Source organism: Vibrio sp. V31_P5A7T61, assembly GCF_009904895.1.
Lineage (GTDB): Bacteria > Pseudomonadota > Gammaproteobacteria > Enterobacterales > Vibrionaceae > Vibrio > Vibrio metschnikovii.
On sequence record NZ_WXWI01000066.1, the window covers coordinates 1 to 26,612 of the forward strand.

Genomic DNA, 26,612 nt, shown 5'->3' on the forward strand with positions numbered 1-26,612 from the left:
ATCTTCGGACTGAGTCCAGTGCTGAGCAGTCATAGTAAATAGCGCTTTTAGTGGCTCTGCCGTGAGACGTTTTCTGGCTTGAGGAATGGCACTTGGCGCAATGGATTCACCTAAAGAGCTGGACAGTTTTAAGTCTAACTTGTCCAAAACGTCAGTAATCGGTCTGTCGCGATATAAGCCAATACCCACTAGCAGCCACACGACCAACTCAGCAGGTAGCTTTCGTCTTCTCATGCTGGCTTTATTCGTTTCATCAAGTGCTTGATTTATCCATTCCAATGGAAGCTCTTTTTGAAAAAGCGCAAGTGAATCAGGAGAAGCGAAGTCATCAACATCAATAAGCCAGTGAGCCAACATAAAAAATACCCTCAAACATGAAATGCTTGAGGGTATTTTCAACCAACCACAGGATCGTTCAACTGATCATTTGCTTAACTGATCGGTGTTAACCGCGAGGTGGTTTTTTGTTCACTCAATATCGACGAGGGTATCGATAACGCCGCGACTATTTACAGATAATCTCGGATCAACACTTCCGCAATCTGTACCGCGTTGGTTGCTGCCCCTTTACGAACATTGTCTGCCACCACCCACAAATTAATCCCGCTATGATGGCTAATATCATTACGGATGCGTCCAACCAACACCGTATCTTTACCACCGGAATCACGCACTTGAGTCGGGTAGTCTTGTCCTTGGAAAACTTCAATCCCTGCCGTTTGTTCCAATAGGCTGATGACTTGCTCAGCATCAATGGGGCTACGAGTCTCAATATGCAACGCTTCGGCATGACCATAAAATACCGGAACGCGAACACAGGTTGGATTAACCATGATCGAAGGGTCATTGAAGATTTTTTGGGTTTCCCATACCATCTTCATCTCTTCTTTCGTATAACCATTATCCATAAACTGATCGATTTGCGGGATACAGTTAAAAGCAATTTGCTGACTAAAAGCATGCGTCTCAGCTGGAATGCCACTCAGTAGTTTTGCCGTTTGTCCTGCTAGCTCATCAATTCCTGCTTTACCGGCTCCAGATACAGACTGGTAAGTCGTGACATTAATTCGCTCGATCCCTACCGCATCATAAATGGGTTTTAACGCCACCAACATTTGAATGGTGGAACAATTTGGGTTAGCAATAATGTTGCGGTTACGAAACTCGGCAATCGCCTGTGGATTGACTTCTGGAACCACTAAAGGGATATCGTAGTCATAACGAAAATGAGAGGTGTTATCTATAACGATTACGCCCGCCTCGGCAGCGATCGGTGCCCAGTGAGCAGAAAGCTCACCACCTGCCGAAAAAAGCGCAATATGCACCGAGGACCAATCAAACTCTTCAACATTTTGTACTCGTACGGTTTTTCCATTAAAGCGATAGGTTTTCCCTTCACTACGTTCACTCGCGAGTAGAAAAAGTTCACCAACAGGAAATTTACGCTCTTGCAATACTTCCAGCATGGTTTCACCGACCGCACCCGTTGCACCGAAAATCGCAACATTAAATTCTTGGCTCATTTGTAACCTCTATTGTAAATCCGAGTTGCGCTAGCGGTTCTAATTGACACGATGCCTCACCCACTAGCTTAATTGCGCTATATTCACGCCTATCCCAATACTGTTTGCGCATTTTATCAAACGCGTCAGGTTGATGTATTTGACGACGAAACAGAGCATCGTCTCGTCGAACATCATAAATAAGTTGCGTTAAGTTGAGCAACGTTGCTTCATCCCAAGCTCGATTCAGCACCACTTCAGGTACAGGAGCCGTCGGCAGTAAACTGGATGGATTAGCCCAATGCGCTTGGCCTAAAAACTCACAGTATTGGTTAAACACCATGGTGGTGCCGCGCGCTTTCCCTTCCAAACCATAACCAGCAATATGAGGCGTCGCAAACGCTAACAACGGCAGGAGCTCTAAATCCACCTGCGGTTCAAATTCGAACACGTCTAAGACTGCGGTAAAGCCATCGCCTTGTTGTAAACGAGCTTTTAATGCGTCATTGTCGACCACTGGACCTCGCGCAGCATTAATCAAAATTTGATCGCCTCGTAAACCAGCCAACACCTGCTCATTAATTAAATGGTGAGTAGGCCACTCACCTTGCTGAGTGATCGGCGTATGCAAGGTAATCACATCCGCTTCAGTTAATAGTTGCTCCAGTGGTGTAAATGCTCGCGTATCCCCTTGTGCTTGCTTGGGAGGATCATTGATCAAAACGTTGAGTCCTAACCCAGTCAAACAATGGGCTAAGTAGCTACCGACTTGGCCTGCACCAATAATACCAATCGTTTTATCAAAAATAGAGAAACCTTGCTGCTGAGAAAGTACCATTAAGACACTAAACACATACTCTGCAACGCCGACTTTATTACAGCCTGGTGCGGCGGTAAAAAATATCCCTCGCTCAGCCAATAGCGCTTGATCAACGTGATCCATCCCAGCCGTTGCCGTACCGACAAAAGCCAATCGATTCGCTTTACTTAATAGAGCTGCATCTACTTTTGTCACCGAACGAATCATTAACGCATCAATGTCGATCAAATCGTCAGCGGTTAATGTGCGACCTGGTTTAAGAATTACCTCACCGAGCTGACTAAACAGCTGCTCAGCGTAAGGCATATTTTCGTCGATCAAGATTTTCATAGCCGAATTCACACTATTGGGTTGTCTTTAGGATCATGATAGGCCAAAAACCATGGGGTCTTATTTGCCAACACGTGATGGGTATTTTGTTGGGCATTGTGCAGAAAAGCATTCTGTGTGTCGAGCATAAAAATACCCGGAGCCAAAGGCTACCGGGCAAATACCCAGAACAAAAGGATCTCGTCCTGCTCTCAATAGGACAGAGTCTGCGTCTGTGTGATCGGCTACGCCGATCGGCTCTGGAAACGGTTCACCTCAAATGGTGATTATGCTTGGTACTTTTTGATCACCAATGTGGCGTTGGTACCACCAAAGCCAAAACTGTTTGACATAACGCTATTGAGCTCTTGTTCACGTGGTTGCGTGACAATATCTAGCCCCTCTGCAGCCGGATCCAGAGTATCAATATTAATACTCGGTGCGATAAAATTATGATGCAGCATCAAGGTCGAATAAATCGCTTCATGAACCCCTGCTGCGCCTAATGCGTGACCAGTCATGGCTTTAGTCGCAGAAATAGCAGGGCTATTACCGCCAAAAATTTCTTGAATCGCGCCCAGTTCTTTTACATCACCGACTGGTGTTGACGTACCATGTGTGTTGACATAATCAATACTATCGACATTTTGCATCGCCATTCGCATACAACGAGCCGCACCCTCACCAGATGGCGCAACCATATCGTAACCGTCTGAGGTAGCACCATAGCCAACAATCTCACCATAAATTTTTGCACCGCGTGCCAAAGCATGCTCTAACTCTTCAATCACCAGCATGCCGCCGCCGCCTGAAATCACAAAACCATCGCGATCAGCGTCATAGGTGCGAGACGCTTTCTCTGGTGTGTCATTGTATTTGGTGGATAACGCGCCCATGGCATCAAACATCATCGTCAATGTCCAATCCAGTTCTTCACCGCCACCAGCAAAAACAATGTCTTGTTTGCCGAGTTGAATCAGCTCCATCGCGTTACCAATACAGTGTGCTGAAGTCGCACAGGCTGAGCTAATCGAATAGTTAACGCCACGAATTTTAAACGGTGTAGCCAAACAAGCCGACACCGTGGAAGACATGGTACGAGGCACCATATACGGCCCAATACGCTTAACGCCTTTCTCACGTAGCGTATCCACGGCAATGGATTGGTTAAGTGAAGATGCACCGCCAGAACCCGCAATGATGCCGGTACGGTCATTCGACACTTGCTCAGGCGTCAATCCAGCATCAGCAATCGCTTGCTCCATAGAAAGATAAGCATAAGCCGCCGCATCGCCCATAAAACGCATCTGTTTGCGATCAATATGCTCAGCAGGGTTTATCTTTAAATCACCCCAAACTTGTGAACGTAGCCCCTGCTCTTTAAATTGCTCGGAAGCAGTGATGCCTGATTTGCCGGCTTTAAGAGACGCTAAAACTTCTTGGACGTTGTTACCGATACTGGAAATAATTCCCATCCCGGTGATGACGACTCGTTTCATGTGACATTCCTATAATTCAAAATTCCGCTAAATGATAACCAAGATAAGTAACAGAAGTGGTCAGCTTTCCTATAAATCCGTACAATCTTGCTCTATAAATGCCTTATTTGCTAGAAATCATCGCTTATGACTTCCATTACTCACGCACAATTGGCGTGGAATGACGCCGGAACGCCGGTCTCAGACCAATTTGACGACGTCTATTTTTCCAATGCCAATGGCTTAGAAGAGACACGCTACGTCTTTCTCAATCAGAATCATCTCCCACAAAGATGGCGAGAATATGACCAACGCCATTTTGTGATTGCTGAAACGGGTTTTGGCACTGGACTCAATTTTCTCGCTACGTGGCAATGTTTTGACCAGTTTCGCCACCAAAATCCTGATGCAACCATTAAGACCTTGCACTTTATCAGCTTTGAAAAATATCCGCTCAATAAAAGCGATCTGATCAAAGCACATCAAGCTTGGCCAGAGCTCGCTCACTACGCCGAGCAGTTGCATCAAGCCTATCCTTTGGCACTACCTGAATGCCATCGAATTATTTTGGCGGATGGGACGATTATTTTAGACTTGTGGTTTGGCGATATCAAAACCAGCTTACCTCAAGTAGCCGTTTCCGAACGAGGCTTGGTTGATGCCTGGTTTCTCGATGGCTTCGCGCCCAGTAAAAACCCAGACATGTGGAGCCAAGCTTTATTTGATGGCATGAGCCAATTGGCCAAAGAAAATTGTACCTGCGCTACCTTTACCGCCGCAGGATTCGTTCGCCGAGGGCTCAATCAAGCTGGCTTTACGATGAAGAAGGTCAAAGGGTTTGGCACCAAGCGAGAAATGCTCGCCGGAAGGATTGAGCATAAAAAACCATACCGCAATATTAAACCTTATTATCAGATTGAAGCGACAGAATCTGTCCACGATGTGGCGATCATCGGCGGTGGTATTGCCAGCGCCGCGCTCGCCCATGCCTTAACTCAACGCGGCATTTCTGTGACCTTATATTGCGCCGATAAAGCGCCCGCGCAGGGGGCTTCTGGCAATCGACAGGGAGCCATTTATCCGCTATTAAATGGTCAACATAGCAATGTGTCCCGCGTCTTTGCGCCAGCGTTTCTGTTTACTCGTCAATTTGTGCAACGTCTCGCTCAGCAAATTGATTTTGAATACGATTGGTGTGGCGTGACTCAATTAATGTGGGATGAAAAATCCACCGATAAATTAATGCGTCTTACCCAAGGTGAATTCCCAAACGAACTCGTGCATTATCTGACTGCAGAACAAACCAGTCAGCACATTGGCCTTGCGGTGGATATGCCGAGTATCCATTATCCACTGGGTGGATGGTTATGCCCAGTAGAGCTCACTCAAGCACTGTTAGACGATTTAGTCAGCAAAGGATCCGTTACCGCCCATTATCAACAAGCGATTGACTCGTTAGCGTGGCAAGCCGAAACGAGGACGTGGCAATTGAATGCTCAAAGTCAGCAGTTTCAGCATCAATGTGTGGTGATCGCTAATGGCCATCAATTTGATGCCTTTGCTCAAACTGAGCATTTACCACTAGGCAAAGTCAAAGGCCAAGTCAGTCATGCGCCAACCAATCACACTTTACAAGCGCTGCGTTCAGTACTGTGCTATGACGGCTACATGACCCCAAGCAGCCCGCGTCATGGCACCCATTGTATTGGAGCCAGTTACGATAGACAGCATCTTGACCAAGCCTTCGATGCCAAAGCACAGCAAGAAAATAGCGCGCGTTTAACCCGTTGCCTAGCGAATCAAACTTGGCCGATGGCAGTGGACACATCAGACAACCAATCACGTCAAGGGGTTCGCTGTGTCAGTCGCGATCATTTGCCTTTTGTGGGTAATGTCGGACAACGTGATGCAATCATTGATCAATACGCTGATTTGCCACAAAAAAGAGAGCATCAAATCCCAACTATTAGCCAATACCCTCAGTTGTACGCTTTACTGGGTTTAGGTTCCCGTGGTTTGAGCTCTGCACCACTGATGGCCGAAGTCTTGGCCGCGCAGATCTGCGGTGAACCACTGCCTTTACCTGTCGATGTGCTAGCCTCACTGCATCCAAGCCGGATGTGGGTACGAAAATTAAAGAAAGGTAAGGCAATCACAGAAAAAGGGGCTTAACTTTATACGCTGCGGTTTCAGCGCCTGAAGCCGATTTTTGCACCCTTAAAATCATGAAGCCTCGCTTATCCAGCGAGGCTTCATGATTACAATGGAGAATAAAAAACTTAACCGAGCAACGCTACTGTAGCTTTAATTTTTTCGGCAATCTCTGAGTTGGTCACTTCACCGGCCGCTAAGTCGAAATTATCATAAAAGCTAGGGACAGAAAGCGAGCCTTTAACATTACCACCGAAAAATGGCGCTGAGGCAACGGCGGCGGCTAACACCGACTGAGCACCACCGGGGCCTGGTGACGTAGCAAGATACACCGCTGGCTTACCTTTAAACAGCTCACGATCAATACGAGTCGTCCAGTCGAATAAATTTTTATAAGCGGCAGGATAATGTCCATTATGCTCGGCAAAAGAAATCACAAAAGCATCGGCTTGAGCTAAATCACGTAAAAAGGCTTGTGCCCCTTCCGCTTGCCCTAGCTCTTTCTCTCGATCTTCGCTGAACATCGGTACAGAATAATCATTAATATTCAATACCGTAACTTGCGCTCCCTCAATTTGCTTTGCCGCGTAGGTGGCTAACGCTTGGTTGATGGATTGAGAGCTGGTACTTGCGCCAAATGCGATAACTTTCATAGGATAACCTCATTGTTTATATAATAAACACAGAGTAAACATTGGTCATTGTTATCGCAACTACAAAAATTATACGATGATATTCAAATTTTCCGAATAAGAACTGTCATCAAGAATATCAAGCGCTCAATTCACGCCATAACGCATAAACGATCGCCCGGTCAGCAGGCGTCAGCTCCGAACGTGCTTCTTCAAGGCTTTGCTCGATAAGAGCTTTTAAGTGCTCAATATCATCAATACCTTGCTCTTCACAAACCGCGGCCGATAAAGAAATATGCCCGCGTAAATAACCACCAGCAAATAACTCATCATCAGACGCCGACTCAATACGGGCATCAATTCGGTCCAATAATTTTTCTTCAAATTCAATAATCATCGTCTTCTCATTATTTCACTATAAATTGATCGGCACTCAACGGCGGAGTGTGATAAAACGCCCGTAAAGCCTGTGATAATCGCGCCACTCGAGGCGGTAAACCGGTTTTTAGTATCCCCAACACCTGTTGATGAACCTTGTGCATAAACGCCAATCTATCAGGCTCATGATCACCATGCAGATTGTCACAACTGACGCTAAAGGGAAATCCTGCACTTTGTGCTAAAATCCACTCATAAGCCTGTGGCTTTACTTCTACCCGCTCAAACTCCGCTTGCACTTGCGCTGAACGACCATCCGGCTCATACCAATAGCCAAAATCTTCTAGTAAGCGGCGCTCAGGCCCAGCAACGCACCAATGAGCGATCTCGTGCAGTGCCGACGCATAAAACCCGCGCGCAAAAATGATCCGATGATATGGCGTCTGTTCATCGGCGGGTAAATATACTGGCTCATCACCACCTAGCTCAAGTTGAGTCTGGTAGTCGGCAAAAAAAGTTTGATTAAAAATAGCGATTAAATCTTGATACTGATGCGTCATCAACAGCTACTCTCGTCGGCTTAATGGGCAGCATTCTCGCGATTTTTCTCTTTAGGGTAAAGCATTCAAACAAAATTATTAGATTAAGTAATCTGGCTGCCCTTTTCACCCTATAAAAACTCATTCGTCAAAATGCTCAATTCGCTCTACACTTGCGCCTTTTTCGGCTCAAGTAATCAATACGTAATAAGGTTAACTATGCTACTTAGCGTTCTATACATTATTGGCATCACAGCAGAAGCGATGACCGGGGCTCTTAGTGCTGGACGTCGGAAAATGGATTGGTTTGGCGTTATGTTAGTAGCAAGCGCAACGGCGATTGGTGGTGGTACGGTGCGTGATATTCTTCTCGGCCATTATCCGCTTGGCTGGGTAAAGCATCCGGAGTTTCTGGCGATTACTTGCTTAGCCGGTGTTTTAACCACGGGGATTTATCGTTGGGTGATTAAACTCAAAGGCTTATTCATTCGCTTGGATGCATTGGGGCTGATCGTGTTCAGCATTATCGGCACCAAAGTCGCCTTAGAAATGGGGCATCATGTGATGATCTGTATGGTCGCAGCCTTAGTTACTGGGGTATTTGGTGGCTTGTTGCGTGATTTGATCTGCCGCCAGCCGCCACTGGTACTGCACGATGAGCTTTACGCTTCTGTAGCGTTGATTGCATCCGGGCTTTATCTCACTCTATTAGAACTTGGCCTCAATGAGACAACCAATACTATTGCAACATTAGTCGTCGGTTATCTTCTGCGTATGGCCGCGGTGCGTTTTAAATGGCGCTTACCATCGTTCCATTTAGTAGAAACCGATAAACCACTGCACTGATCGTAATAGTCTAAAAATGTAGACGATCAAAAGCGATTAACAAGAGTATCAGCGTCTTATAGCGGGCGCTGATACTCTGTTGATGCACATTATAATATAGGCGTTTCAGTGTGTACTGCTTGATTTTGACCACGATGACGCAGTAAGTGATCCATCAGCACAATGGCTAACATCGCTTCAGCAATCGGTACCGCGCGAATGCCTACGCAAGGGTCGTGTCGCCCTTTGGTGATGAGCTCCGTTGGCTCACCTTGACGGGTAATCGTTTGTCCAGGCACGGTAATGCTCGACGTTGGCTTTAAGGCGATATTGGCAACAATATCTTGCCCCGAAGAGATTCCACCTAAAATACCGCCAGCATGGTTGCTTGCAAAGCCGTCCGGGGTAAGCAAATCACGATGTTCGCTGCCTTTTTGGCGCACCACATCAAAGCCATCACCAATTTCCACCCCTTTGACCGCATTAATGCTCATCAGTGCATGAGCAATATCGGCATCGAGTCGATCAAATACCGGTTCACCTAAGCCTACGGGTACTTTGGTTGCCACGACTTGAATTTTGGCACCAATCGAATCACCTTGCTTTTTTAAATCGCGGATTAATTGATCAAACTGAGCGACTTTATCGATATCAGGACAAAAAAAGGCATTGTTTTCGATTTCATTCCAATCCACTTTTTCAATCGCAATATCACCCATTTGTGAAAGATAAGCGCGGATCTCAATACCAAATTCTTGTTGGAGGTATTTTTTCGCAATACCACCAGCCGCCACACGCATCGCGGTTTCCCGGGCAGAGGAACGGCCACCACCCCGATAGTCACGTAAACCGTACTTTTGATGGTAGGTATAGTCCGCATGTCCAGGACGAAATTTATCTTTAATATCTGAATAATCGGTCGAACGCTGATCGGTATTTTCAATCAATAAGCCGATAGAAGTCCCTGTCGTTTTACCTTCAAAAATACCAGAAAGAATTTTCACTTCATCCGCTTCACGGCGTTGAGTAGTATAACGCGATGTACCCGGACGACGGCGATCCAAGTCTACTTGTAAATCAGCGGCACTGATTTCAAGACCAGGAGGGCAACCATCGATGATACACCCTAATGCAACACCATGACTTTCGCCAAAAGTGGTGACTCGAAAATGTTGTCCAATACTGTTTCCTGCCATGTTTTCCTCAAACTTCCCATCAATAAGTAAATCCGTATTGACTTACCAGCATCCTTATTCCTAGCTATCCCTTTGCTACTTGAAGCTACAGTGGTGTTGGCTACGTTCGTTGCCCCAATCGCATCGTTACTTATGCTCATGGAGAGTCGCTCACCGGCCGCCTACCTACCACGCCCAATCGCTTGGGGATCATCTCATCAAGGAAGGAGCTTTTGTTAATCATGAAATCATACTCGCTTGATTAGCCAATGATGTAAAGTCCCGACTGACGTTTTCCTTAAAATGCGGCTTTGCCCCTCGCTGATGTCATAAAAAGCACCACAGACATACGATTTCACTCCGCGCTACCATCCATAAAAAACGCCGACATCGCGTCGGCGTAGAGAGATCATGATTAATGAAAAATGATTAAGCTTTAATCTCAGCTGGGTTAATCACGATACAGTGAGAATTCTTCTGCACAATCAAGCAACTGCTGCTTAGTGAGTAAGAAGACGCCATGGCCACCATTTTCAAATTCTAACCAAGTAAACGGAATATTAGGGTACTGATCCACCAAGTGGATCATTGAGTTACCCACTTCACAAACTAAAATCCCATTATCCGTTAGATAGTGAGGCGCATTAGCTAAAATGCGTCGTGCGAGTTTTAAACCATCCGTTCCCGCCGCAAGCCCTAACTCTGGCTCATGCTTGAACTCATCGGGTAAACTGTTCATATCCTCTTGATCGACATAAGGAGGATTAGTAACAATAATGTCGTATTGCTCTTTCGGTAAATCGCGAAATAAATCGGAGCGAATCGGGAACACTTGCTGCTCTAAACCGTGATCTTGAATATTTTGCTCAGCCACCTGCAAAGCGTCAGCTGAAATATCAATCGCATCCACTTCAGCTTCAGGGAAAGCATAGGCACAAGCAATTGCAATACAACCACTGCCTGTACATAAATCCATAATCCGAGTCGGCTCATCAAGTAACCAAGGTGAAAATTGCGCTTGAATCAATTCACCAATCGGTGAACGAGGCACTAAGACTCGCTCATCAACGAAAAACTCTAGACCACAAAACCACGCTTTATTGGTTAAATAAGCAATAGGCGTGCGCTCATTAATCCGCTTAATGACTCGCTCCACCACACGTAATCGCTCACTGCCCGTTAAACGGGAATTCAGTACATGAGGCGGAACGTCAATCGGTAAATAGAGTGTCGGTAAGATTAACTGAACGGCTTCATCCCATGCATTATCGGTTCCGTGACCATAAAATAACTGTGCCGCATTGAAACGACTCACCGTCCAACGGATCATGTCCTGAAGGGTATGCAGTTCAGAAACCGCCTCATCTACAAAAATCTTATCCAAAATTGCCTCCGAAAAGCGCTACAATACTGCCAATACCGAAAATAACTGATAATTTAACTTTCATGAACAAAAAAAACACCGACATCAGTCACTGTCATGATCTCGATGCGAATGATGATTTTGCTCTGTTTCACGAGGCAGTAAAAGGCGTAAAAAAGTTATCTCAGGATACCATAACCCAATCGCCAAACAGAAATCCCAAGCAAAAAGAAATTCGCCGTCACTCACGAGAAGCCAGTGATACCCATTTTTATTTTTCCGATGAGTTTGTGCCACTACTTAGTGATGAAGGGCCAACCCGTTATGCTCGGAGTGATATCTCTAAGTATGAAGTTAAAAAACTGCGCCGCGGTGTGTATTCGCCGGACGTGTTTCTCGATATGCATGGTATGACTCAACAGGAAGCCAAACGAGAACTCGGTGCAATGATTGCTTATTGCCTAAAAGAAAAGGTTCACTGTGCTTGCGTACAACATGGGATTGGTAAACATATTCTTAAACAGAAAGTGCCTTTGTGGTTGGCTCAACATCCAGATGTCCTCGCTTTTCATCAAGCGCCATTAGAGTTTGGTGGCAATGGTGCTCTGTTGATCTTATTGTCGATTCTCGATAAGTAATGCGGTATTGGTCTAGAATAACACGGAACCACTGGCAATAATACGGCTCAACGAGAGAGAGTCTGCGTTAGTAGCGCATGTCTGGTGGTATTGGCAACTCTTGCGTTTTCAACACTGGGCGCTGACCTCCTTTGCGGCGATATTGCTTAATTTGGAACACATAAGCCAATACCTGAGCGACGGCCACAAATAAACCATCTGGAATTTCTTGCTCTAGCTCTGTGGTGTAGTAAAGCGCCCGCGCTAGCGGAGGAGCGGCAACAATTATAATCTCGTGCTCACGGGCAATTTCACGGATTTTAAGGGCCAGAAAATCGCCGCCTTTGGCAACCACAATGGGAGCTTTATCCGTTCCTTGCTTATAACGTAGCGCTACTGAAAAGTGATCGGGGTTGGTGATAATGACGTCCGCTTGAGGGACATCGGCCATCATCCTGCGTTGTGCCGCTTCACGCTGCAACATCCGAATCCGACCTTTGACTTCAGGTTTACCTTCCGTATCTTTGTATTCGTCTTTAATCTCTTGCTTGGTCATTTTCAGTTGTTCAGCATGATTCCAAATCTGAAAAGGCACATCAATCGCGACGACTACCAGCAGTGAACAGCTGATCAACAAAATAAAATTGAGTAGAATTTCTAAAGCATGGAAAATATTCTGTGGGTAAACATCAATACTGAGTTGAAAAAGATCATGTTTTGAGGCGTCAATCAGATAAAAAGCCACACCAGAAATTAACAATACCTTTAAAATTGATTTACATAACTCCACAAGACTTTCTACACCAAACATACGTTTAAAACCACTAAGTGGGTTCATTTTAGAAAGTTTAGGTCTTGCCGCTTCAGCAGAAAAACTAACCCCGCCAATACCAGCAGCCCCGATCAGCGCAGCCACAAATAAGGTAATGAGGATCAGTAGTAGTGGGAAAATTAAATGGGTCAGCGTACCAGCAATAATATCGAACAGTTTGCTGCTATCAAAAATCTCTTCACGACTCAGAGAAAACAACCGTCCCATCGTGGTATACAAGCGACTGGCTAACATTTCGCCAAACCACATTAGGGCTACCGAACCAATGATTAATACCGATACCGACGCTAACTCTTTCGACCTTGCAACCTGCCCTTTTTCTTTGGCTTGTTGCAAGCGCCTGGGGGTGGCCTCTTCGGTTCTTTCTTGTCCATCAGACTCTGCCACGGGTTTCTCCTAACAGTTCAAGCGGATCAAACGACACAGTTGCTGCTCACCCTCTGCCCAAAACAGATCATAGTGCGTAAATAAACCGCTAACGATATACCAACAAATCAATAAACCAACCAAAAGTGCAAAAGAAAAACCTAGAGAAAAGATATTCAATTGTGGTGCAGCCCGAGTCATTACCCCAAAGGAAAGGTTAACGGTTAATAACGCAATGATCCCCGAAAGTGACATACTCAACGCCACTTTAAACATAATCCCTAACCATTGGGAGAGCTCATAATAATCGACATTAGTCAGCGATCCTGCGCCAATCGGTAAACTGGTGAAGCTCAGCACCACCAACTGAATCATGGTTAAATGGCCATCCGTCGCTAAAAAAAACATCGTTGCTAAAAACATAAACAATTGGCCTAACAGCGGCGTGTTCTGTCCATTAGCAGGATCAACCATAGAAGCAAACCCCAAACTGGCTTGCATACCGAGTATTTGACCAAGGATAACAAAGGTTTGAATTAAAAACTGAGTCACCATCCCCATCGCCACACCAATAATGATTTGTTCTAGTGTGGTTAAAAAACCTTGAAACGAGAGGAGTTGCAAATCATCGGCAATCGCTGGCACAGCTGGCATTACGGCGAGTGTGATCGCTAAACCAAGATACAGGCGAATACGCGGCGACACAAACCGCGCGCCAGTGACGGTCATCACCATCAACATGGCTGAAATACGTGTAAAGGGCCAAAAGTAGTGTGCAATAAAATCTAGGACTACACTGGCTGGGTATTCCATCGCAGCTCCTAAAATAAGACTTGTGGCAAGCGCTCAATCATGGCGAAGAAAAACTCCATCAACATTTGAGTCATCCAATGAGCAAACATCATTAATGCCAATAAAGTCACAATCAGACGTGGTAAAAAGCTTAATGTCTGTTCGTTGATTGAGGTTGCAGCTTGAAATACCGCCACAACTAAACCAATCATTAGGCTAGGTACAATGATGGCGCAAACCATGATCAGCACTAACCATAATGCTTCATTGAATAATTCAACAAACAGCTCAGGTGTCATTTGTCTCTCCCGCTATAAAGCAAAACTGCCCGCCAAGGTCGATAAAATTAAGTTCCATCCATCAACTAAGACAAATAACATCAGCTTAAAGGGTAAGGAAACGATCATCGGGGACAACATCATCATACCCATCGCCATTAATACCGAAGCCACCACTAAATCAATAATAAGAAAAGGCAAAAAGAGCATAAAACCGATTTGGAATGCCGTTTTCAATTCAGAGGTAATAAACGCAGGAATAAGAATCGCCATCGAGACATCTTCCGGATTTTGCGCATTCGAACCGGCAATGTTTACAAACGTCTCTAAATCTTTGAGTCGCGTTTGTTTAAGCATAAAAGATTTCATCGGATCTTGGGCCAAATCAAATGCCTGCCGAGCGCTGATCTGCTCATTAAGATAAGGCTGTACGGCTTGTTCATTGATTTGATTGAGCACTGGCGACATAATGAAAAACGTTAAAAAAATCGCAATACCAATAATGACCTGATTCGAGGGAGTTTGCTGCAAGCCCATCGCCTGACGCAAAATCGACATCACGACAACAATGCGCGTAAATGACGTCATTAAAATAACCATGGCTGGTAAAAAACCCAGCATGGTCATTAAAGCGAGAATTTGTAGATTAATCGAATAATCTTCACCACCATCCGCATTCGTGGTCATCGTGAATGCGGGGATCCCACCGCCGCCACTACGGCTGGATAAGGCTAAACTCCTTGAACCCGCTTGTTCCCTCTCCATTGCTGACACGGTAACACCTTGCGCACCAGCAGCAGTGGGAGGAATGGCCGTAGCAAGCTCTTGCTGAGCATAAAGTGGGGAGGAAAACGCCCAGATAAGTAAACTGAGCAGCATCATTGCTTTACAGAGTAAATGGGTGAGTCGGTGATATTGGCGATTATTTGTCATGTTTTTTTAGCAGCTGCGTCAATTGATGAGCAAAAGGCGTTGGATCTTGCGCCTCCTGAGTTAATGGTGAGTCTAATTTAGCAATCAATTGGATCGAATGACTGGTCACCCCAATCAAAAACTGCTCCTCCCCTGCTTGGACTATCATGATTCGTTCTTTGGTCCCAACCGGAAGCTGGCGAATGATCTGAAATCCTTTTTGCTGACCAAAAACCGGGACTTTCATCCGTTTAAGTAACCAAGCTAGAAACAGAATAAAACCCAGGACGAATAAAAGCGACCCTAAGGTGGTCGCTATATCCAACGAACTGCTGGGAGCGGCAAAAGCTGGGCAACTGAGCAAGGCTAGCCCTAAGATTTTTTTCATCCGCTATCTCAGCTTCTTAATCCGTTCTGTTTGACTAATAACATCCGTGAGACGGATACCGAACTTATCATTGACGACAACGACTTCACCATGAGCAATTAAGGTTCCATTGACCATAACATCAAGTGATTCTCCGGCAATTCTATCCAATTCCACGACTGAACCTTGGTTTAATTGCAACAAGTTACGAATACTAATTTTAGATCGGCCCACTTCCATCGAAATGGTCACCGGAATATCCATGATAGTATCTAACTTACGCCGCTCATCTTCAGTGATCGGCGGTGAAGTATCTTTTAATTCATCCAATGGGGCTGCTAATATTTCATCGACATCAACATCAGGAGCATTCGGATCTTCGCCCAATGCTGCCGCCCATTCATCTGCCAATTTTTGATCATCTGATTTTGACATCTTTGCTACCTATTCTTACGCTTAAGATTGTTCTTCATCGGCTAATTCGTCATTTTCTAATTCAGCAATGATATCTTTACCTAAAAAGGCCAAATCGGTTTTCATTGCTTCAGGACGTTTGATTTTTTGCGAAATTTGCACCGCGAGTTTGTCACCTGAGCGTCCCATTTTAACGCGATAAGTGGGTAGCTCTTCGACAAACATAATGGCATGTTCTGGCATTTTTATCGGGATAATATCGCCAACCTGCAAATCCATTAGATCTCGCAGTGCGATGTCTTGCTCTAATAAATTGACTCGAAAATTAATCGGCACGTCCATAATTTCGTCGCGTAGTGCTGAGCTCCAGCGAACATCGGTTTCCATTTTATCCGATTGAACCCCTGCATCGAGCAATTCTCGAATCGGTTCAACCATCGAATAAGGCATGACCATATGGAAATCACCGCCTCCACCATCCACTTCAATATGGAATGAACAGACAACGATTACCTCGGTTGGACTGACGATGTTCGCCATACTCGGATTCACTTCCGAGTCTAAGTATTCAAACTCGACCCCCATTACTGGTGACCATGCTTCTTTATAATCGGCAAAAACGATTTTCAACAATAATTGGATAACTCGTCGTTCGGTTGGTGTAAATTCTCGACCTTCAATTCGCGCATGATAGCGGCCATCACCACCAAAAAAGTTTTCAACCAGAATAAATACCAGTCGCGCTTCCATTGTCACCAGCGCTGTCCCCTTTAATGGACGAAAACGCACCATGTTAAGACTGGTCGGAACGTATAGTGTATTTTGGTATTCACCAAACTTCATCATCTGTACGCCGTTAATCGAAACTTCGGCGGTTTTACGCAGCATATTAAACAGACTAATCCTCATATGCCGTGCAAAGCGTTCATTAATCAGCTCAAGCGTCGGCATTCGTCCACGAACGATACGATCTTGTGACGAAAAATCAAATGAAGAGGCAGTCGACGAATCTAACTCTTCTTCTTCGTCATCCACTCCATCAACGCCATGAAGGAGCGCATCAATTTCGTCTTGGCTTAGTAAATCGGTCACGGACTCACCTACTGCATTACAAAATCGGTAAATAAAACGCGTTCAATAACGGGTTCTCCCACCACTTGTGTCATGGCGGCTTTAATATCTTCGGTGGCTTTATCTCGTAATTCAACCCGCCCCGATGGAGTACGCAGTTGTTCAACCGTCGCTGAAGCAAACGTCGCCAATAAGGTACTTTCTACTAACGGGGAGTGAAAACGAGCTAGATTTTCGTTATTAGTACCACGAACCATCAGTTGGACTTTAACTTGGACCATACGTCCCCGAGTATCACCACTGACATTAAACACAAACGGCTGAGCAATGTTAACGTAAGAAACTGGAGCAACGCTAGGTGCCGCTCGGCGATTCGCTGTATCGGCACTTTGCTGATCACTGCCAGATCCCATTAAAAAGAACGCTGCACCGCCGCCACCTAACAGCAAAACCGCCGCCGCAACAATAATGATCAGCAGTTTCTTTTTACTCTTCGGTGCATCTTGTGAATTTTCATCAGCAGCCATAACATCCTCTACGTGGTTTTGTTTATTTTTATTAGTTTAAGCGTAATAACTGATTCCATCACGCTTTGTTGTCACATTCAAATCAAGTTTGACGTTAGCATCAATGTTTTCATCGCCTAATAGCGTATCATCGTTACTTAAATGACCAGACTGGCCTCGCTCAGCAGCATAACCTTGTTGCTGACCCGAGCTCTGCTGTTGTACTGATGTATCCGCCAATTGTACACCTTGTTGGGCTAACATTTCCCTTAAACGAGGCATCGCGCCCTCTAAAGCATCTCGTGCTTGAGCATTGGTTACCGTAAATTGAATACTAGCTCCATCAGCGTGCATATTCATACGAATATGCAATCGGCCTAACTCTGGCGGATCCAACCGGATATCAATATTTTTTAAATTCTTCGACATCATCATTTGGATCCGCTCAGCCATCTCATCCGCAACCAATCCTTTATTGAGCATCAAAGGCAGTGGTTGAGCTTGAATCGGCGTCGCTTCATGACGCAATGGTGTCGAGCTACTTACCCCAGACTGGGTCGCGGTTGCCGCTATTTGTTGAGCTAATGAGGTATCATCGCTATCACTCGCCGAACGCGTTTTTCCTGCTGCTCCGGCAAGCAACATTGAACTCGCTAAGGCGGCGTTAGCCGCTTGAGTATTTACTAAATCTGGCTGAGCCATCGCTTGACCAGCCGCTCGATTAACGGCCGTTGTACTACTCATCTCAGCATCCAGTGAAGTAGCGTTGCTCATCGCTGTACTAACAGGAGCAGCTATTGTTTGAGATGCTCCAACAGGAGAAGCAGCAGCGGACTGTGTCGCTAATGCCGCAGAGACCCCGACCGCAACCGCTTTTTTGGTACGTTGCCCATCTTGAAGCTCTATATGACCTTCAACTTTAGAGAGATCTCCATCAATTGATCCAGAAGAAGATTGACTATGTGGGTTCGCCGAGAGATGGGTGGCTTGAGTAACCAAGCTCGGATCGATATCAAGTTCATCGGTTAATAAAGTGGGTTGACTATCGATTGGAAGATGAATATCGGTCGTTAACGCTGTATTACTGATAGCGTCTCGCTCCGTCAATTCTGGATGAGCAACCATTGACGCGAGATCAGTCTCAAGTTCAGTGACCCGATGAGATACGACTGTGTTGTTCCGCTCATTCTCACCATCATCGCCATATTGATGACGAGTGCTATTGTCTAAAGTGCTCGCGCCATACATCACCTGAGTTTGTATTGGTGATGTCCAGTCATCTGAGTGCGAGTATTGGTCAGCAACAACCGGTACTGCTATCTCAGCATCGTCATGCTTAGCGGAGAGACTATGAGGCAAAGGCTTGCCGTTATGCCCAGTGAGCACCTGATTAGCCTGCTGTAAACGTACCAGCAAGTCATCGCCTTCATTCATCACTTGCGTGCTTTTATTCTCCAGGAGCGGTTCAGATTGAGGTTCAGCGATTGCACGTGTGAGGCCAACATCGACAGCGGCGTCAAATGAAGCCGTGTGCTCAGAATCAGACTCGGCGAAAGTCTGTCGTTCATCAGAGGGTTCTGATGCTGAAAGTTCAGAGCTAGTTTCATCACTCGATACTACCGTCGCTATCGAAGCCTCATTGTGCTTAGCCGTTTGAGTATCACTTTTGGCGCTAAACAGCAGTGCGGTTAACTTATCGAGAAAACTGCTTGGCTCAGCGCTTGCTGAATCTTGACCACTTTGCCCAACGGAGCCTTTTGCCAAATTGGCAATAGAAGTGTTATCGACAGAAGAAGTTGAATTAATATTCATAGGCACATCGCTCGCATTGATACTGAATCATAAAGCCACGCGCGATAGTTATCGTGTGTAGCATGAGATGATCGGATTCTGTGCCTAAATGAATGCAAAAACTACGCCACAATGAGATCTATTTATTGGAATGGATAAAGTATTGGAACGGATAAAGTTTAGAAGCACCAAGCACCAGTATCGCGGTCAGACAAAGAACAATCTGAACGGGATAATTACTTAGGAATATTCCGTTGACGATTAAAATTGAGCGTCGAAAATTCATCCATTTGCTTTTGTTCTCTTCGCTCTTGAATGCGCCGTTGCTCCGTGCGTTTTTTGTCAATTAACCATTCGTATGAACGACGTTGCTGCCGAATATGTAACCAATGTTGCTGACTATTCTCAACTTGCTGCTTAAAATGGTTTTCTGCGCCACGTTGTTTAGCTAGGGTTTCATCAAGCTGAGTAAGAAATCGGTTTAAATGACCATATTGACTGGCGGACAATCCCGCTTGACCCCGCTCGACAAGCTGTTGGCAATATTCAAGTCGATACTGCTCAATTTGCTTTAATTGTTGATAGTAACCTTCAAGCTCATTACGAGCCTTACTCAATACCATTATTGCTTGGCTTTCTTTCTCTTTGGCTTGGTCTAATAAAAATTCCAACGCATTGTCCATAGCAAGACTACTCCATGCTCAAGACATTTTTTAACATACCAACGCACATCTCATAAGGTACCGACTCTTTCATTTCTTGTTGAAGGTACTGATCCAACCTTGGTTTGAGAGTAAATGCACTATCAATCGCTTTATCGGTGCCAGGTTTATAGGCGCCAATTGAGACTAAGTCTTGGTTTTTACGACAAATCGATAAGATTTGTCGTACCGCTCGAGACATCAGCATGTGCTCATCTGTGGTGATTTGTGGCATTACCCGACTGACGGATTTTTCAACATCAATCGCGGGATAATGACCAGCGTCTGCCATTTCTCTTGAGAGAACAATATGACCGTCCAGAATGGCGCGCGACGCATCAGCTATCGGATCTTGTAAATCATCCCCTTCGGTCAACACCGTAAAAAAGGCGGTGATCGAGCCTTGGTTCGGACCACCATTGCCCGCTCGTTCAACCAATGCGGGTAATTTAGCAAACACCGAAGGTGGATAACCTTTAGTCGCTGGCGGCTCTCCCACCGATAGTGCGATCTCCCGTTGCGCTTGAGCAAAACGAGTTAATGAGTCCATCAATAAGAGTACATCGAGCCCTTGATCGCGAAAATATTCCGCGATAGCCAATGCCGTTTGGCAACCTTTCAAACGCATCAGTGGCGAGGAATCTGCGGGCGCTGCGACTACAACAGCGCGTTGACGGCCATCCACGCCAAGTATTTCTTCGATAAACTCTTTTACTTCTCGGCCACGTTCACCAATTAGTCCCACCACGACCACTTGCGCAGTGGTGCCACGAGTCATCATCCCTAATGTAACCGATTTACCGACACCAGAGCCTGCAAAAAGACCGATACGTTGGCCTTTACCAACCGTCAGTAACCCATTAATGGCTTTGATTCCAACGTCTAATGGTTCGGTGATCGGTTTACGCAATAAAGGGTTTATCGGTTGAGCATTAAACGTGGCCTGTTGATCGGTGTAAATCGGTCCAAGTCCATCCAAAGGATTGCCGACACCATCAATCACTCGACCCAGTAGCTCCATCCCTACCGCTAATCCTGCCTCTTCGGTCAGTGGGGTTACTTTGGCTCCCGGCAAGATACCGTTGACTTGCTCACTGGGCATCAGAAACAGACTGTCACCAGAAAACCCAACCACTTCCGCTTCCATTTCACCAGACATGGTGTCGACTTTACATAAACTACCAATTGGTGCTCGGCACCCCGTTGCTTCTAACGTCAGTCCAACGACGCGTACCAGCTTGCCTGACGCGACAGGTCTGGTTGTTAAGCCTTGTGTTTTGTACTGTGCTAATCGTTCGGCCAGTGACAACATTACTCTTGTCCTACTTGGTGGCGATTTGTGCCACAAAAGCGTTGTAATACGCTACGAATGCGCTCTTCCATACGGTAACTGACACTCGACTCACCGGCTTCGATTTGTACATCACCACGATTTAAGGCTGGCTCACTACTGAGTGTCCATTGACGTGAATTTAACTCCGCTTCACCATAAGCATTTTTAACCAATTCATAATCTTCAGGATGGAGTTTTAAATGAATGGCATGTCCAGTCACAGGGAGTGCTTCGACTGACTCTTTCACCGTATCTAAAATCACTTGTGGATTGGTTTGAACTTCCACATGCACCACTTCTTTGACTAAAGTCAGTACCATATCCACAAGCTGCTTTTCAACTTGTGCATTCATTAATTGTAATGGTTGAGCAAATTGATCGGCCAATGTAATCAAAACATTCACCTGCTCTTGAATGGCTTGTTGCCCCGCTTCAAGCCCTTCTGTTTTACCCGTTTGTAATCCTTCTTGGTGGCCAACCTCAAAACCGCCTTGTTTACCCAGTTCAAATCCTTGTTGGTACCCTTCTGCTTTGCCCTGCTCGATGCCTTCTTGATAAGCGGAGCGTTTGATTAACTCAATTTCTTCATCCGTTAAGGTTTGTGGTAGCTCAGGTTCAGGATCATCAAAACTTGGCATCCAAGCGGGATCATAATTCATCGCCGTTTCTTTGGCTTTCTTACCCAGCTCTGCGCCATAATCTGGTAATCCCCATTTTTTGGGTGGCTCAACATTCTCATCCGAGCCTAAACGGATAAAACCCCGTTTTCTTTGTCCAGTCATGAAACATCCTATCGCGAACTAAAAAGGCCGCTAGTTCATTAAGAAAGACATCGAGGGCACAAGGTAGCAAACCACCGTACCTCGATTACAAGAATTCGTCTGCACCACCAGACAACATCAACTCGCCACTGTCAGCCATCTTACGAGCAATCGCCAAGATTTCTTTTTGAGCCGATTCAACATCCGACACTTTAATCGGTGCCATCGCTTCCAAATCATCTTTCATCAGTTCAGCGGCACGCTTAGACATGTTCTTAAAGATTTTATCTCGTAGCGCTTCATCGGCACCTTTGAGCGCTTTCAACAACACATCCTGTGGTACATCTCGAAGTAGTTTTTGGATACCTTGGTCATCCACTTCGACCAAGTTTTCAAACACGAACATCAGGTCTTCAATCTGGGTAGCGAGATCTTCATCTTGCTCACGCATCTGCTCCATAGCGATGCTTTCAATGCTATTATCTAGATAGTTCATAATATCAGCAGCCGCTTTCAAGCCACCAATTTTCGCCGCTTGCGCACCTGCTTGACCCGCAAACTGTTTCTCCATGATCTCGTTCAACTCAGCCAGTGCTGATGGTTGAACTTCCTCAAGATTAGCGATACGCATTAATAATTGAAGCCTATCTCGCTCAGAAAATTGCGCGAGAATTTCTGCTGATTGGTCCGGCTCAAGGTAGGAGAGAACAATGGTTTGAATTTGTGGGTGCTCATTAACAATGATCGTCGCCACTTGTCTAGGATCCATCCATTTCAGCGAGTCTAACCCTTTCGAACCGGTCCCTAGGAGAATTTGGTCGACCAAGTTATTCGCTTTATCCTCACCTAATGCGGCAATAAGTGCATTACGCATAAAGTCTTCACTGCCCATACCAATGTTGGTATATTTTTGAATATCTTCCAAAAATGCACGATGGACGGCACTGACTTTATCTTGACTGAGATCTTTTGCTTTTGCCATCGCACTGCCCACTCGCTGCACTTGCTTGGGTTCTAAGTGACGAATAATCCCAGCCGCATCATCTTCATTGAGGCTCAGTAATAAAATGGCCGCGCGCTCTTCACCAGGAATCGTTGAAATATCAATCCCTTCTTCAGCACCGTCTTTTTTGACTATATCGTTAGGCATTTTGCATCCAATTCTTCACTACTTGAGCCGCAAGTTCAGGCTCGTTAGCCACGAGAGCACGTACTGCTTTGAGCACATCCTCATCCTTATGTAGGTTAGGTAAATCTATTCCTGAGCCAAACTCGAAGAGATCGCCCCCTTCAATATCGCTGCCAATTAAGCTGGTTTCACCATCAGCTCCTATCGGTAAACCATCAGGTCCATATAATTGATCGTCATCATCAACCGCTGGATTAAGCAGTTTCTTCATCGCGGGGCGCACCAAGACCAGAACAATCACAATGATCACTAGCGCACTGGCTAACCAACGTACCCAATCGTTAAAGTGTGGGTTTTCCCAAATAGGAATATCAATCAATGGATCAGTTTCTGGTTCAGCAAACTGCATACTGAGTACTTTAAGTAAATCACCACGATTTTCATTAAACCCAACCGTACCTATCAATAAGGTACGAATTGCATTGATTTCACTCTCGCTTAATGCTTGATAAGTCACCTGTCCTGTTTCAGGATTAACTACAGCGCGATTTTTAATTGCCACCGCCACCGTCTGACGATTAATCACCCCTGTTTGACGCCGCTCATGGCTGATCGTGGTGTCGAGTTCAAAGTTGCGTGTCGCTTCACGATGAACAGAGCCTCGCCCCAAAATAGAGCCATCTTTCATTTGGGCGATATCTTGTGGGATAGAAGCATCGGCGGGGGGTTGATTGCTCAATGCGCCAGGAATTCCGGCCACAACATTACCGTTATTATAGTCTTCTAAGGTATATTCGCTGCGCGTAGCTGGAGTATTTGGGTCAAAAACTTTACGGGTTTGCTCAATCGCACTGAAATCCAATTCAATATCAACTTGGGCCGTGTAATTGCCTAAGCCTAAAATTGGGATCAAGACTGAATCAATTTTATTGCGTAAATTTTCTTCTTGACGGCGCTCAAGCTCTTGCTCTTTGCGACGAGCCGTGGCGATTGGATCTTGTGAACCTGAGCTGAGTAAGCGTCCGTGTTGGTCAGTGACCGTCACTCGAGTCGGACGCATACCGGGTACCGCACTGGCAACCATATCAACGATAGAATCAACCTCTTCTTGCTTCAAGTTCATTCCTGTACGTAAGGTTAATGATACCGAGGCAGAAGCTTCTTGGTTATGGCGTACAAAGACGCTTTGTTGTGGTAAGGCAAGCAAGACTCGAGCGCGGTTGACTTGACGCATCTCTTCAATCGCTTTAGCTAATTGCCGCTCGCGACTGAGTTTTAGTCTTTCTTGTTCAAGACGCTGAGATACGCCAAAGCCCATATCTTGTAATAAAATATCATCCCCAGCATGACGAGTTTGATGCAACCCAGAACGAACCATATTGAGTCGAATACTATTGAAATCTTTGCTGGGTACTAAAATCGTATTGCCGTCTAATCGATAGTTCTGTTTTTGCTGATCGAGATAATCCAAAACGGGGATCAACTCTTCAGTTTCAAAAGCACCCAGCGGACGCATTTCCGGCTCTTTGACCCAGAAAAACAACATCACGATTAATGAGACGCAAATAGAGATAGATAGGACAAGTACAATTTGTCGCAAGAGATCTAAATCGCCCATGGCAAAATCAAGCTTAGAAGTACTTTTTTCTTCTAAATCGGGATTTTGTAAGCCATCATCTAAGCTCATCGAGGTAGAAAGCGCCTGCTCTCCACCAGAAGATATTGCCAGATCGGTTGTTTGTTTATCTTCGGCCACAGTTTACATCCTATGGTTATACTGGCATGTTCATCAGCTCTTTGTACGCATCAACGAGCTTATTACGTACCTGAATAGTCGCTTCAAACGCCACACTCGATTTATTACGAGCAATCATCACATCAGACAAAGAGATACCTTCATCTCCGCGATCAAAGCGTGTCTGTAGGTTACTCGATGACTGCTGTAATCCATTAACAGTATTGATGGCTTGAGTCAGCATTTGGCTAAAATCAGCGCCAACTTTTTGTCCAGTTGCCGCCGGACGAGCATTCGCTGCTTCCGCCATCATTGCTTGCATCTCACTGTTTAAGCCATCTAATCTCATAACCACCTCTAAATGCCAATTCTTTGACTCTCTCATTCATATTGAGTAAATGAGCAATTAATATGCCACGTCAAATCAACCTGGAATATCGATCCCTGCATCACGCATTTTCGCTAATTTATAACGTAACGTTCGCGGACTAATGCCTAATTTTTCGGCCATCTCTTTACGTCGACCGTGACACTCAACTAACGTCTCCATAATAATGGTAAACTCTTGATCACGTAGCTCATCGCCTAATCCGACGGGACTCGCTGGAGTGTGGTTGGTCGGCGAACTTTGCGCAACAGGCTTAATCTGGGGGCACGAGACTTCTTCTTGCTCAACCAACTGCTGTAAACCTGATGCATCTTGCCAATCAAGTCCCTCAAGTAGTATATGTTGCTGAGTAATGTCCGCCTGTTCACTTAAAATTAACGCACGCTGAATCACATTATCAAGCTCACGGACATTACCAGGCCATGTGTATTGATGAAGCTTTTCCATGGCTGCAGGAGAAATGCTGGGAACCGGTAAACCGAGTTTTTTGCAATGGCGCTCCACGAGGTGTGTCGCTAATGGCGCAATATCTCCTTTTCGCTCACACAATGCAGGCCATGTGATCGGAAACACATTCAATCGATAGTATAAATCTTCGCGAAATTTGTTTTCTTTAACGTAAGCTTTTAAATCTCGGTTGCTGGTCGCAAGAACTCGTACATCGAGTTGAATACTTTTCCGACTGCCCAGCCGCTCAACCTCTCGCTCTTGGAGGACCCTAAGCAATTTAGCCTGTAGATTCAAATCCATCTCACTGATTTCATCCAATAAGATAGTGCCACCTTGAGCTTGTTCGAATTTACCTGGGCAGGCTTGCACCGCCCCCGTAAAAGCTCCCTTTTCATAACCAAAGAGTGTCGCTTCTAACATATTGTCTGGGATAGCAGCACAATTAATGGCAATAAATGGTCCATCTTTACGTGGTGAAGCGTTATGAATATAACGGGACATAATCTCTTTACCAGAACCACTTGGGCCAAGAACCATCACGTTGGCATCGGTTCTCGCCACTTTTTCCGCTAGCGCTAACAGCTTCAAGCTTTTCTCATCCGCCACCACCGCATCACCGTCATCATCGGATTTTACTGGTGCATAACGGCTGATCATATTAAGCAGTACTTCGGGCGCAAAAGGCTTCGCCATATAGTCGATGGCCCCCTCTTTCATCGCCGCCACGGCATCTTCGATATTGGCATAAGCGGTCATTAATAGCACCGGAACATTTGGCCAATGCTGTTTAATATTGCGAAGTAGCGCTAACCCGCCCATTCCGGCCATCTGTACGTCAGAGACGACGATATCGACTGGATGCGTTTTAAGTTTAATAAGTGCATCTTCAGCGCTGTCAGCTTCTAACCACTCATATCCAGCTAAGGCCAGAGTATCCACTAAGGCTTCACGGAGCCCTTCATCATCTTCAACGATTAAGACTTTACTTTGCGCCATG

Annotated in this window: 28 protein-coding genes; 3 read left to right on the top strand and 25 right to left on the bottom strand. The window is 45.5% G+C overall.

Annotated elements, in window-relative coordinates; translation table 11 throughout:
* The 4 genes from CAG58_RS14900 to fabB all read right to left on the bottom strand — a co-directional run.
* A partial coding sequence (locus CAG58_RS14900; protein WP_202598319.1) for a transposase domain-containing protein occupies positions 1 to 357 on the bottom strand: 357 nt, incomplete at its 3' end.
* A 152-nt stretch (positions 358 to 509) separates the two neighbouring features.
* Complete coding sequence (locus tag CAG58_RS14905) at positions 510 to 1,523, bottom strand: aspartate-semialdehyde dehydrogenase (protein ID WP_154170462.1); 1,014 nt, start codon at positions 1,521 to 1,523, stop codon at positions 510 to 512.
* On the bottom strand, positions 1,507 to 2,652 hold the full coding sequence (locus CAG58_RS14910; RefSeq protein WP_161425025.1) for a 4-phosphoerythronate dehydrogenase: 1,146 nt from the start codon (positions 2,650 to 2,652) through the stop codon (positions 1,507 to 1,509). The genes CAG58_RS14905 and CAG58_RS14910 overlap by 17 nt, the downstream gene beginning before the upstream one ends.
* A 266-nt stretch (positions 2,653 to 2,918) precedes the next feature.
* Positions 2,919 to 4,130: a beta-ketoacyl-ACP synthase I gene (gene fabB, locus CAG58_RS14915; RefSeq protein ID WP_161425026.1), complete on the bottom strand. Its 1,212-nt coding sequence runs from the start codon at positions 4,128 to 4,130 to the stop codon at positions 2,919 to 2,921.
* Positions 4,131 to 4,256: 126 nt separating this feature from the next.
* Between fabB and mnmC the strand changes: the two genes are divergently transcribed.
* Positions 4,257 to 6,281 carry a bifunctional tRNA (5-methylaminomethyl-2-thiouridine)(34)-methyltransferase MnmD/FAD-dependent 5-carboxymethylaminomethyl-2-thiouridine(34) oxidoreductase MnmC gene (mnmC, locus tag CAG58_RS14920; protein WP_161425027.1) on the top strand — a complete coding sequence of 675 codons (2,025 nt, stop codon included), beginning with the start codon at positions 4,257 to 4,259 and terminating at the stop codon, positions 6,279 to 6,281.
* A gap of 107 nt (positions 6,282 to 6,388) precedes the next feature.
* Here the strand turns inward: mnmC and CAG58_RS14925 are convergent, their stop codons facing one another.
* From CAG58_RS14925 to CAG58_RS14935, 3 genes are all read right to left on the bottom strand, one after another.
* Positions 6,389 to 6,913 (bottom strand): NADPH-dependent FMN reductase, encoded by a 525-nt coding sequence (locus CAG58_RS14925; protein ID WP_004394779.1) that lies wholly within the window; start codon positions 6,911 to 6,913, stop codon positions 6,389 to 6,391.
* A gap of 118 nt (positions 6,914 to 7,031) precedes the next feature.
* Positions 7,032 to 7,289, bottom strand: coding sequence for a YfcL family protein (locus CAG58_RS14930; protein ID WP_154170456.1), 258 nt, complete (start codon positions 7,287 to 7,289; stop codon positions 7,032 to 7,034).
* Between the two features lie 10 nt (positions 7,290 to 7,299).
* A complete protein-coding gene (locus CAG58_RS14935) occupies positions 7,300 to 7,830 on the bottom strand; it encodes an elongation factor P hydroxylase (protein ID WP_154170454.1) in 531 nt (176 codons plus the stop codon).
* 198 nt (positions 7,831 to 8,028) lie between these two features.
* Here CAG58_RS14935 and CAG58_RS14940 point away from each other — a divergent pair, with 198 nt between their 5' ends.
* Positions 8,029 to 8,655, top strand: a complete 627-nt coding sequence (locus CAG58_RS14940) for a trimeric intracellular cation channel family protein (protein WP_154170452.1) — start codon at positions 8,029 to 8,031, stop codon at positions 8,653 to 8,655.
* Positions 8,656 to 8,744: 89 nt separating this feature from the next.
* On the opposite strand, the gene aroC is transcribed toward CAG58_RS14940, so the two are convergent.
* Both aroC and prmB read right to left on the bottom strand, forming a co-directional pair.
* The gene (aroC, locus tag CAG58_RS14945) at positions 8,745 to 9,830 is read right to left on the bottom strand and encodes a chorismate synthase (RefSeq protein ID WP_154170450.1); all 1,086 of its coding nucleotides are present in this window, start codon (positions 9,828 to 9,830) and stop codon (positions 8,745 to 8,747) included.
* Positions 9,831 to 10,260: 430 nt separating this feature from the next.
* Positions 10,261 to 11,193: a 50S ribosomal protein L3 N(5)-glutamine methyltransferase gene (prmB, locus tag CAG58_RS14950; RefSeq protein ID WP_040904141.1), complete on the bottom strand. Its 933-nt coding sequence runs from the start codon at positions 11,191 to 11,193 to the stop codon at positions 10,261 to 10,263.
* A 62-nt stretch (positions 11,194 to 11,255) separates the two neighbouring features.
* On the opposite strand from prmB, the gene smrB reads away from it, so the two are divergent.
* Complete coding sequence (gene smrB / locus CAG58_RS14955) at positions 11,256 to 11,810, top strand: endonuclease SmrB (RefSeq protein ID WP_161425028.1); 555 nt, start codon at positions 11,256 to 11,258, stop codon at positions 11,808 to 11,810.
* Positions 11,811 to 11,877: 67 nt separating this feature from the next.
* On the opposite strand, the gene flhB is transcribed toward smrB, so the two are convergent.
* The 16 genes from flhB to CAG58_RS15035 form a co-directional block, all read right to left on the bottom strand.
* Positions 11,878 to 13,008 carry a flagellar biosynthesis protein FlhB gene (flhB, locus tag CAG58_RS14960; protein WP_161425029.1) on the bottom strand — a complete coding sequence of 377 codons (1,131 nt, stop codon included), beginning with the start codon at positions 13,006 to 13,008 and terminating at the stop codon, positions 11,878 to 11,880.
* A 9-nt stretch (positions 13,009 to 13,017) separates the two neighbouring features.
* A complete protein-coding gene (gene fliR, locus CAG58_RS14965; RefSeq protein ID WP_161425030.1) occupies positions 13,018 to 13,800 on the bottom strand; it encodes a flagellar biosynthetic protein FliR in 783 nt (260 codons plus the stop codon).
* Between the two features lie 8 nt (positions 13,801 to 13,808).
* Entirely contained in the window at positions 13,809 to 14,078 is a 270-nt protein-coding gene (fliQ, locus tag CAG58_RS14970; RefSeq protein WP_161425031.1) for a flagellar biosynthesis protein FliQ, read from the bottom strand.
* Between the two features lie 12 nt (positions 14,079 to 14,090).
* On the bottom strand, positions 14,091 to 14,936 hold the full coding sequence (gene fliP / locus CAG58_RS14975; protein ID WP_443084091.1) for a flagellar type III secretion system pore protein FliP: 846 nt from the start codon (positions 14,934 to 14,936) through the stop codon (positions 14,091 to 14,093).
* Positions 14,937 to 14,979: 43 nt separating this feature from the next.
* Positions 14,980 to 15,357, bottom strand: a complete 378-nt coding sequence (fliO, locus tag CAG58_RS14980; RefSeq protein WP_040904140.1) for a flagellar biosynthetic protein FliO — start codon at positions 15,355 to 15,357, stop codon at positions 14,980 to 14,982.
* A gap of 3 nt (positions 15,358 to 15,360) precedes the next feature.
* Positions 15,361 to 15,771: a flagellar motor switch protein FliN gene (gene fliN, locus CAG58_RS14985; protein ID WP_004394768.1), complete on the bottom strand. Its 411-nt coding sequence runs from the start codon at positions 15,769 to 15,771 to the stop codon at positions 15,361 to 15,363.
* 21 nt (positions 15,772 to 15,792) lie between these two features.
* A complete protein-coding gene (fliM, locus tag CAG58_RS14990) occupies positions 15,793 to 16,842 on the bottom strand; it encodes a flagellar motor switch protein FliM (protein WP_040904139.1) in 1,050 nt (349 codons plus the stop codon).
* Between the two features lie 8 nt (positions 16,843 to 16,850).
* Positions 16,851 to 17,348 (bottom strand): flagellar basal body-associated protein FliL, encoded by a 498-nt coding sequence (fliL, locus tag CAG58_RS14995; RefSeq protein WP_115152657.1) that lies wholly within the window; start codon positions 17,346 to 17,348, stop codon positions 16,851 to 16,853.
* Between the two features lie 36 nt (positions 17,349 to 17,384).
* On the bottom strand, positions 17,385 to 19,139 hold the full coding sequence (locus CAG58_RS15000; RefSeq protein WP_161429718.1) for a flagellar hook-length control protein FliK: 1,755 nt from the start codon (positions 19,137 to 19,139) through the stop codon (positions 17,385 to 17,387).
* Positions 19,140 to 19,354: 215 nt separating this feature from the next.
* A complete protein-coding gene (fliJ, locus tag CAG58_RS15005; RefSeq protein ID WP_004394764.1) occupies positions 19,355 to 19,801 on the bottom strand; it encodes a flagellar export protein FliJ in 447 nt (148 codons plus the stop codon).
* Between the two features lie 7 nt (positions 19,802 to 19,808).
* A complete protein-coding gene (gene fliI, locus CAG58_RS15010; RefSeq protein WP_004394763.1) occupies positions 19,809 to 21,131 on the bottom strand; it encodes a flagellar protein export ATPase FliI in 1,323 nt (440 codons plus the stop codon).
* Positions 21,131 to 21,934, bottom strand: a complete 804-nt coding sequence (fliH, locus tag CAG58_RS15015) for a flagellar assembly protein FliH (protein ID WP_154170433.1) — start codon at positions 21,932 to 21,934, stop codon at positions 21,131 to 21,133. The genes fliI and fliH overlap by 1 nt, the downstream gene beginning before the upstream one ends.
* Before the next feature lie 85 nt (positions 21,935 to 22,019).
* Positions 22,020 to 23,063 (bottom strand): flagellar motor switch protein FliG, encoded by a 1,044-nt coding sequence (gene fliG / locus CAG58_RS15020; protein WP_115152658.1) that lies wholly within the window; start codon positions 23,061 to 23,063, stop codon positions 22,020 to 22,022.
* Entirely contained in the window at positions 23,056 to 24,798 is a 1,743-nt protein-coding gene (gene fliF, locus CAG58_RS15025; protein WP_158138771.1) for a flagellar basal-body MS-ring/collar protein FliF, read from the bottom strand. The genes fliG and fliF overlap by 8 nt, the downstream gene beginning before the upstream one ends.
* Positions 24,799 to 24,814: 16 nt before the next feature.
* Positions 24,815 to 25,126, bottom strand: coding sequence for a flagellar hook-basal body complex protein FliE (gene fliE / locus CAG58_RS15030; protein ID WP_040904136.1), 312 nt, complete (start codon positions 25,124 to 25,126; stop codon positions 24,815 to 24,817).
* Between the two features lie 75 nt (positions 25,127 to 25,201).
* On the bottom strand, positions 25,202 to 26,611 hold the full coding sequence (locus tag CAG58_RS15035; protein ID WP_161426734.1) for a sigma-54-dependent transcriptional regulator: 1,410 nt from the start codon (positions 26,609 to 26,611) through the stop codon (positions 25,202 to 25,204).
* Position 26,612: the final 1 nt, after the last annotated feature.

Excerpts from the sequence above, each read along its gene's own strand:
- CAG58_RS14925 (WP_004394779.1), bottom strand. The coding sequence starts at position 6,913 with ATGAAAGTTATCGCATTTGGCGCAAGTACCAGCTCTCAATCCATCAAC.
- fliE (WP_040904136.1), bottom strand. The coding sequence starts at position 25,126 with ATGAGATTAGATGGCTTAAACAGTGAGATGCAAGCAATGATGGCGGAA.
- fliJ (WP_004394764.1), bottom strand. The coding sequence starts at position 19,801 with ATGGACAATGCGTTGGAATTTTTATTAGACCAAGCCAAAGAGAAAGAA.
- aroC (WP_154170450.1), bottom strand. The coding sequence starts at position 9,830 with ATGGCAGGAAACAGTATTGGACAACATTTTCGAGTCACCACTTTTGGC.
- fabB (WP_161425026.1), bottom strand. The coding sequence starts at position 4,130 with ATGAAACGAGTCGTCATCACCGGGATGGGAATTATTTCCAGTATCGGT.
- CAG58_RS14910 (WP_161425025.1), bottom strand. The coding sequence starts at position 2,652 with ATGAAAATCTTGATCGACGAAAATATGCCTTACGCTGAGCAGCTGTTT.
- CAG58_RS15000 (WP_161429718.1), bottom strand. The coding sequence starts at position 19,139 with ATGAATATTAATTCAACTTCTTCTGTCGATAACACTTCTATTGCCAAT.
- CAG58_RS14940 (WP_154170452.1), top strand. The coding sequence starts at position 8,029 with ATGCTACTTAGCGTTCTATACATTATTGGCATCACAGCAGAAGCGATG.
- CAG58_RS14930 (WP_154170456.1), bottom strand. The coding sequence starts at position 7,289 with ATGATTATTGAATTTGAAGAAAAATTATTGGACCGAATTGATGCCCGT.
- fliI (WP_004394763.1), bottom strand. The coding sequence starts at position 21,131 with ATGTTGTCACTGGCCGAACGATTAGCACAGTACAAAACACAAGGCTTA.
- smrB (WP_161425028.1), top strand. The coding sequence starts at position 11,256 with ATGAACAAAAAAAACACCGACATCAGTCACTGTCATGATCTCGATGCG.
- fliL (WP_115152657.1), bottom strand. The coding sequence starts at position 17,348 with ATGGCTGCTGATGAAAATTCACAAGATGCACCGAAGAGTAAAAAGAAA.
- fliG (WP_115152658.1), bottom strand. The coding sequence starts at position 23,063 with ATGCCTAACGATATAGTCAAAAAAGACGGTGCTGAAGAAGGGATTGAT.
- fliP (WP_443084091.1), bottom strand. The coding sequence starts at position 14,936 with ATGCTGCTCAGTTTACTTATCTGGGCGTTTTCCTCCCCACTTTATGCT.
- CAG58_RS15035 (WP_161426734.1), bottom strand. The coding sequence starts at position 26,611 with ATGGCGCAAAGTAAAGTCTTAATCGTTGAAGATGATGAAGGGCTCCGT.
- fliQ (WP_161425031.1), bottom strand. The coding sequence starts at position 14,078 with ATGACACCTGAGCTGTTTGTTGAATTATTCAATGAAGCATTATGGTTA.
- CAG58_RS14905 (WP_154170462.1), bottom strand. The coding sequence starts at position 1,523 with ATGAGCCAAGAATTTAATGTTGCGATTTTCGGTGCAACGGGTGCGGTC.
- CAG58_RS14935 (WP_154170454.1), bottom strand. The coding sequence starts at position 7,830 with ATGACGCATCAGTATCAAGATTTAATCGCTATTTTTAATCAAACTTTT.
- fliR (WP_161425030.1), bottom strand. The coding sequence starts at position 13,800 with ATGGAATACCCAGCCAGTGTAGTCCTAGATTTTATTGCACACTACTTT.
- mnmC (WP_161425027.1), top strand. The coding sequence starts at position 4,257 with ATGACTTCCATTACTCACGCACAATTGGCGTGGAATGACGCCGGAACG.
- fliO (WP_040904140.1), bottom strand. The coding sequence starts at position 15,357 with ATGAAAAAAATCTTAGGGCTAGCCTTGCTCAGTTGCCCAGCTTTTGCC.
- fliN (WP_004394768.1), bottom strand. The coding sequence starts at position 15,771 with ATGTCAAAATCAGATGATCAAAAATTGGCAGATGAATGGGCGGCAGCA.
- fliH (WP_154170433.1), bottom strand. The coding sequence starts at position 21,934 with ATGACTGGACAAAGAAAACGGGGTTTTATCCGTTTAGGCTCGGATGAG.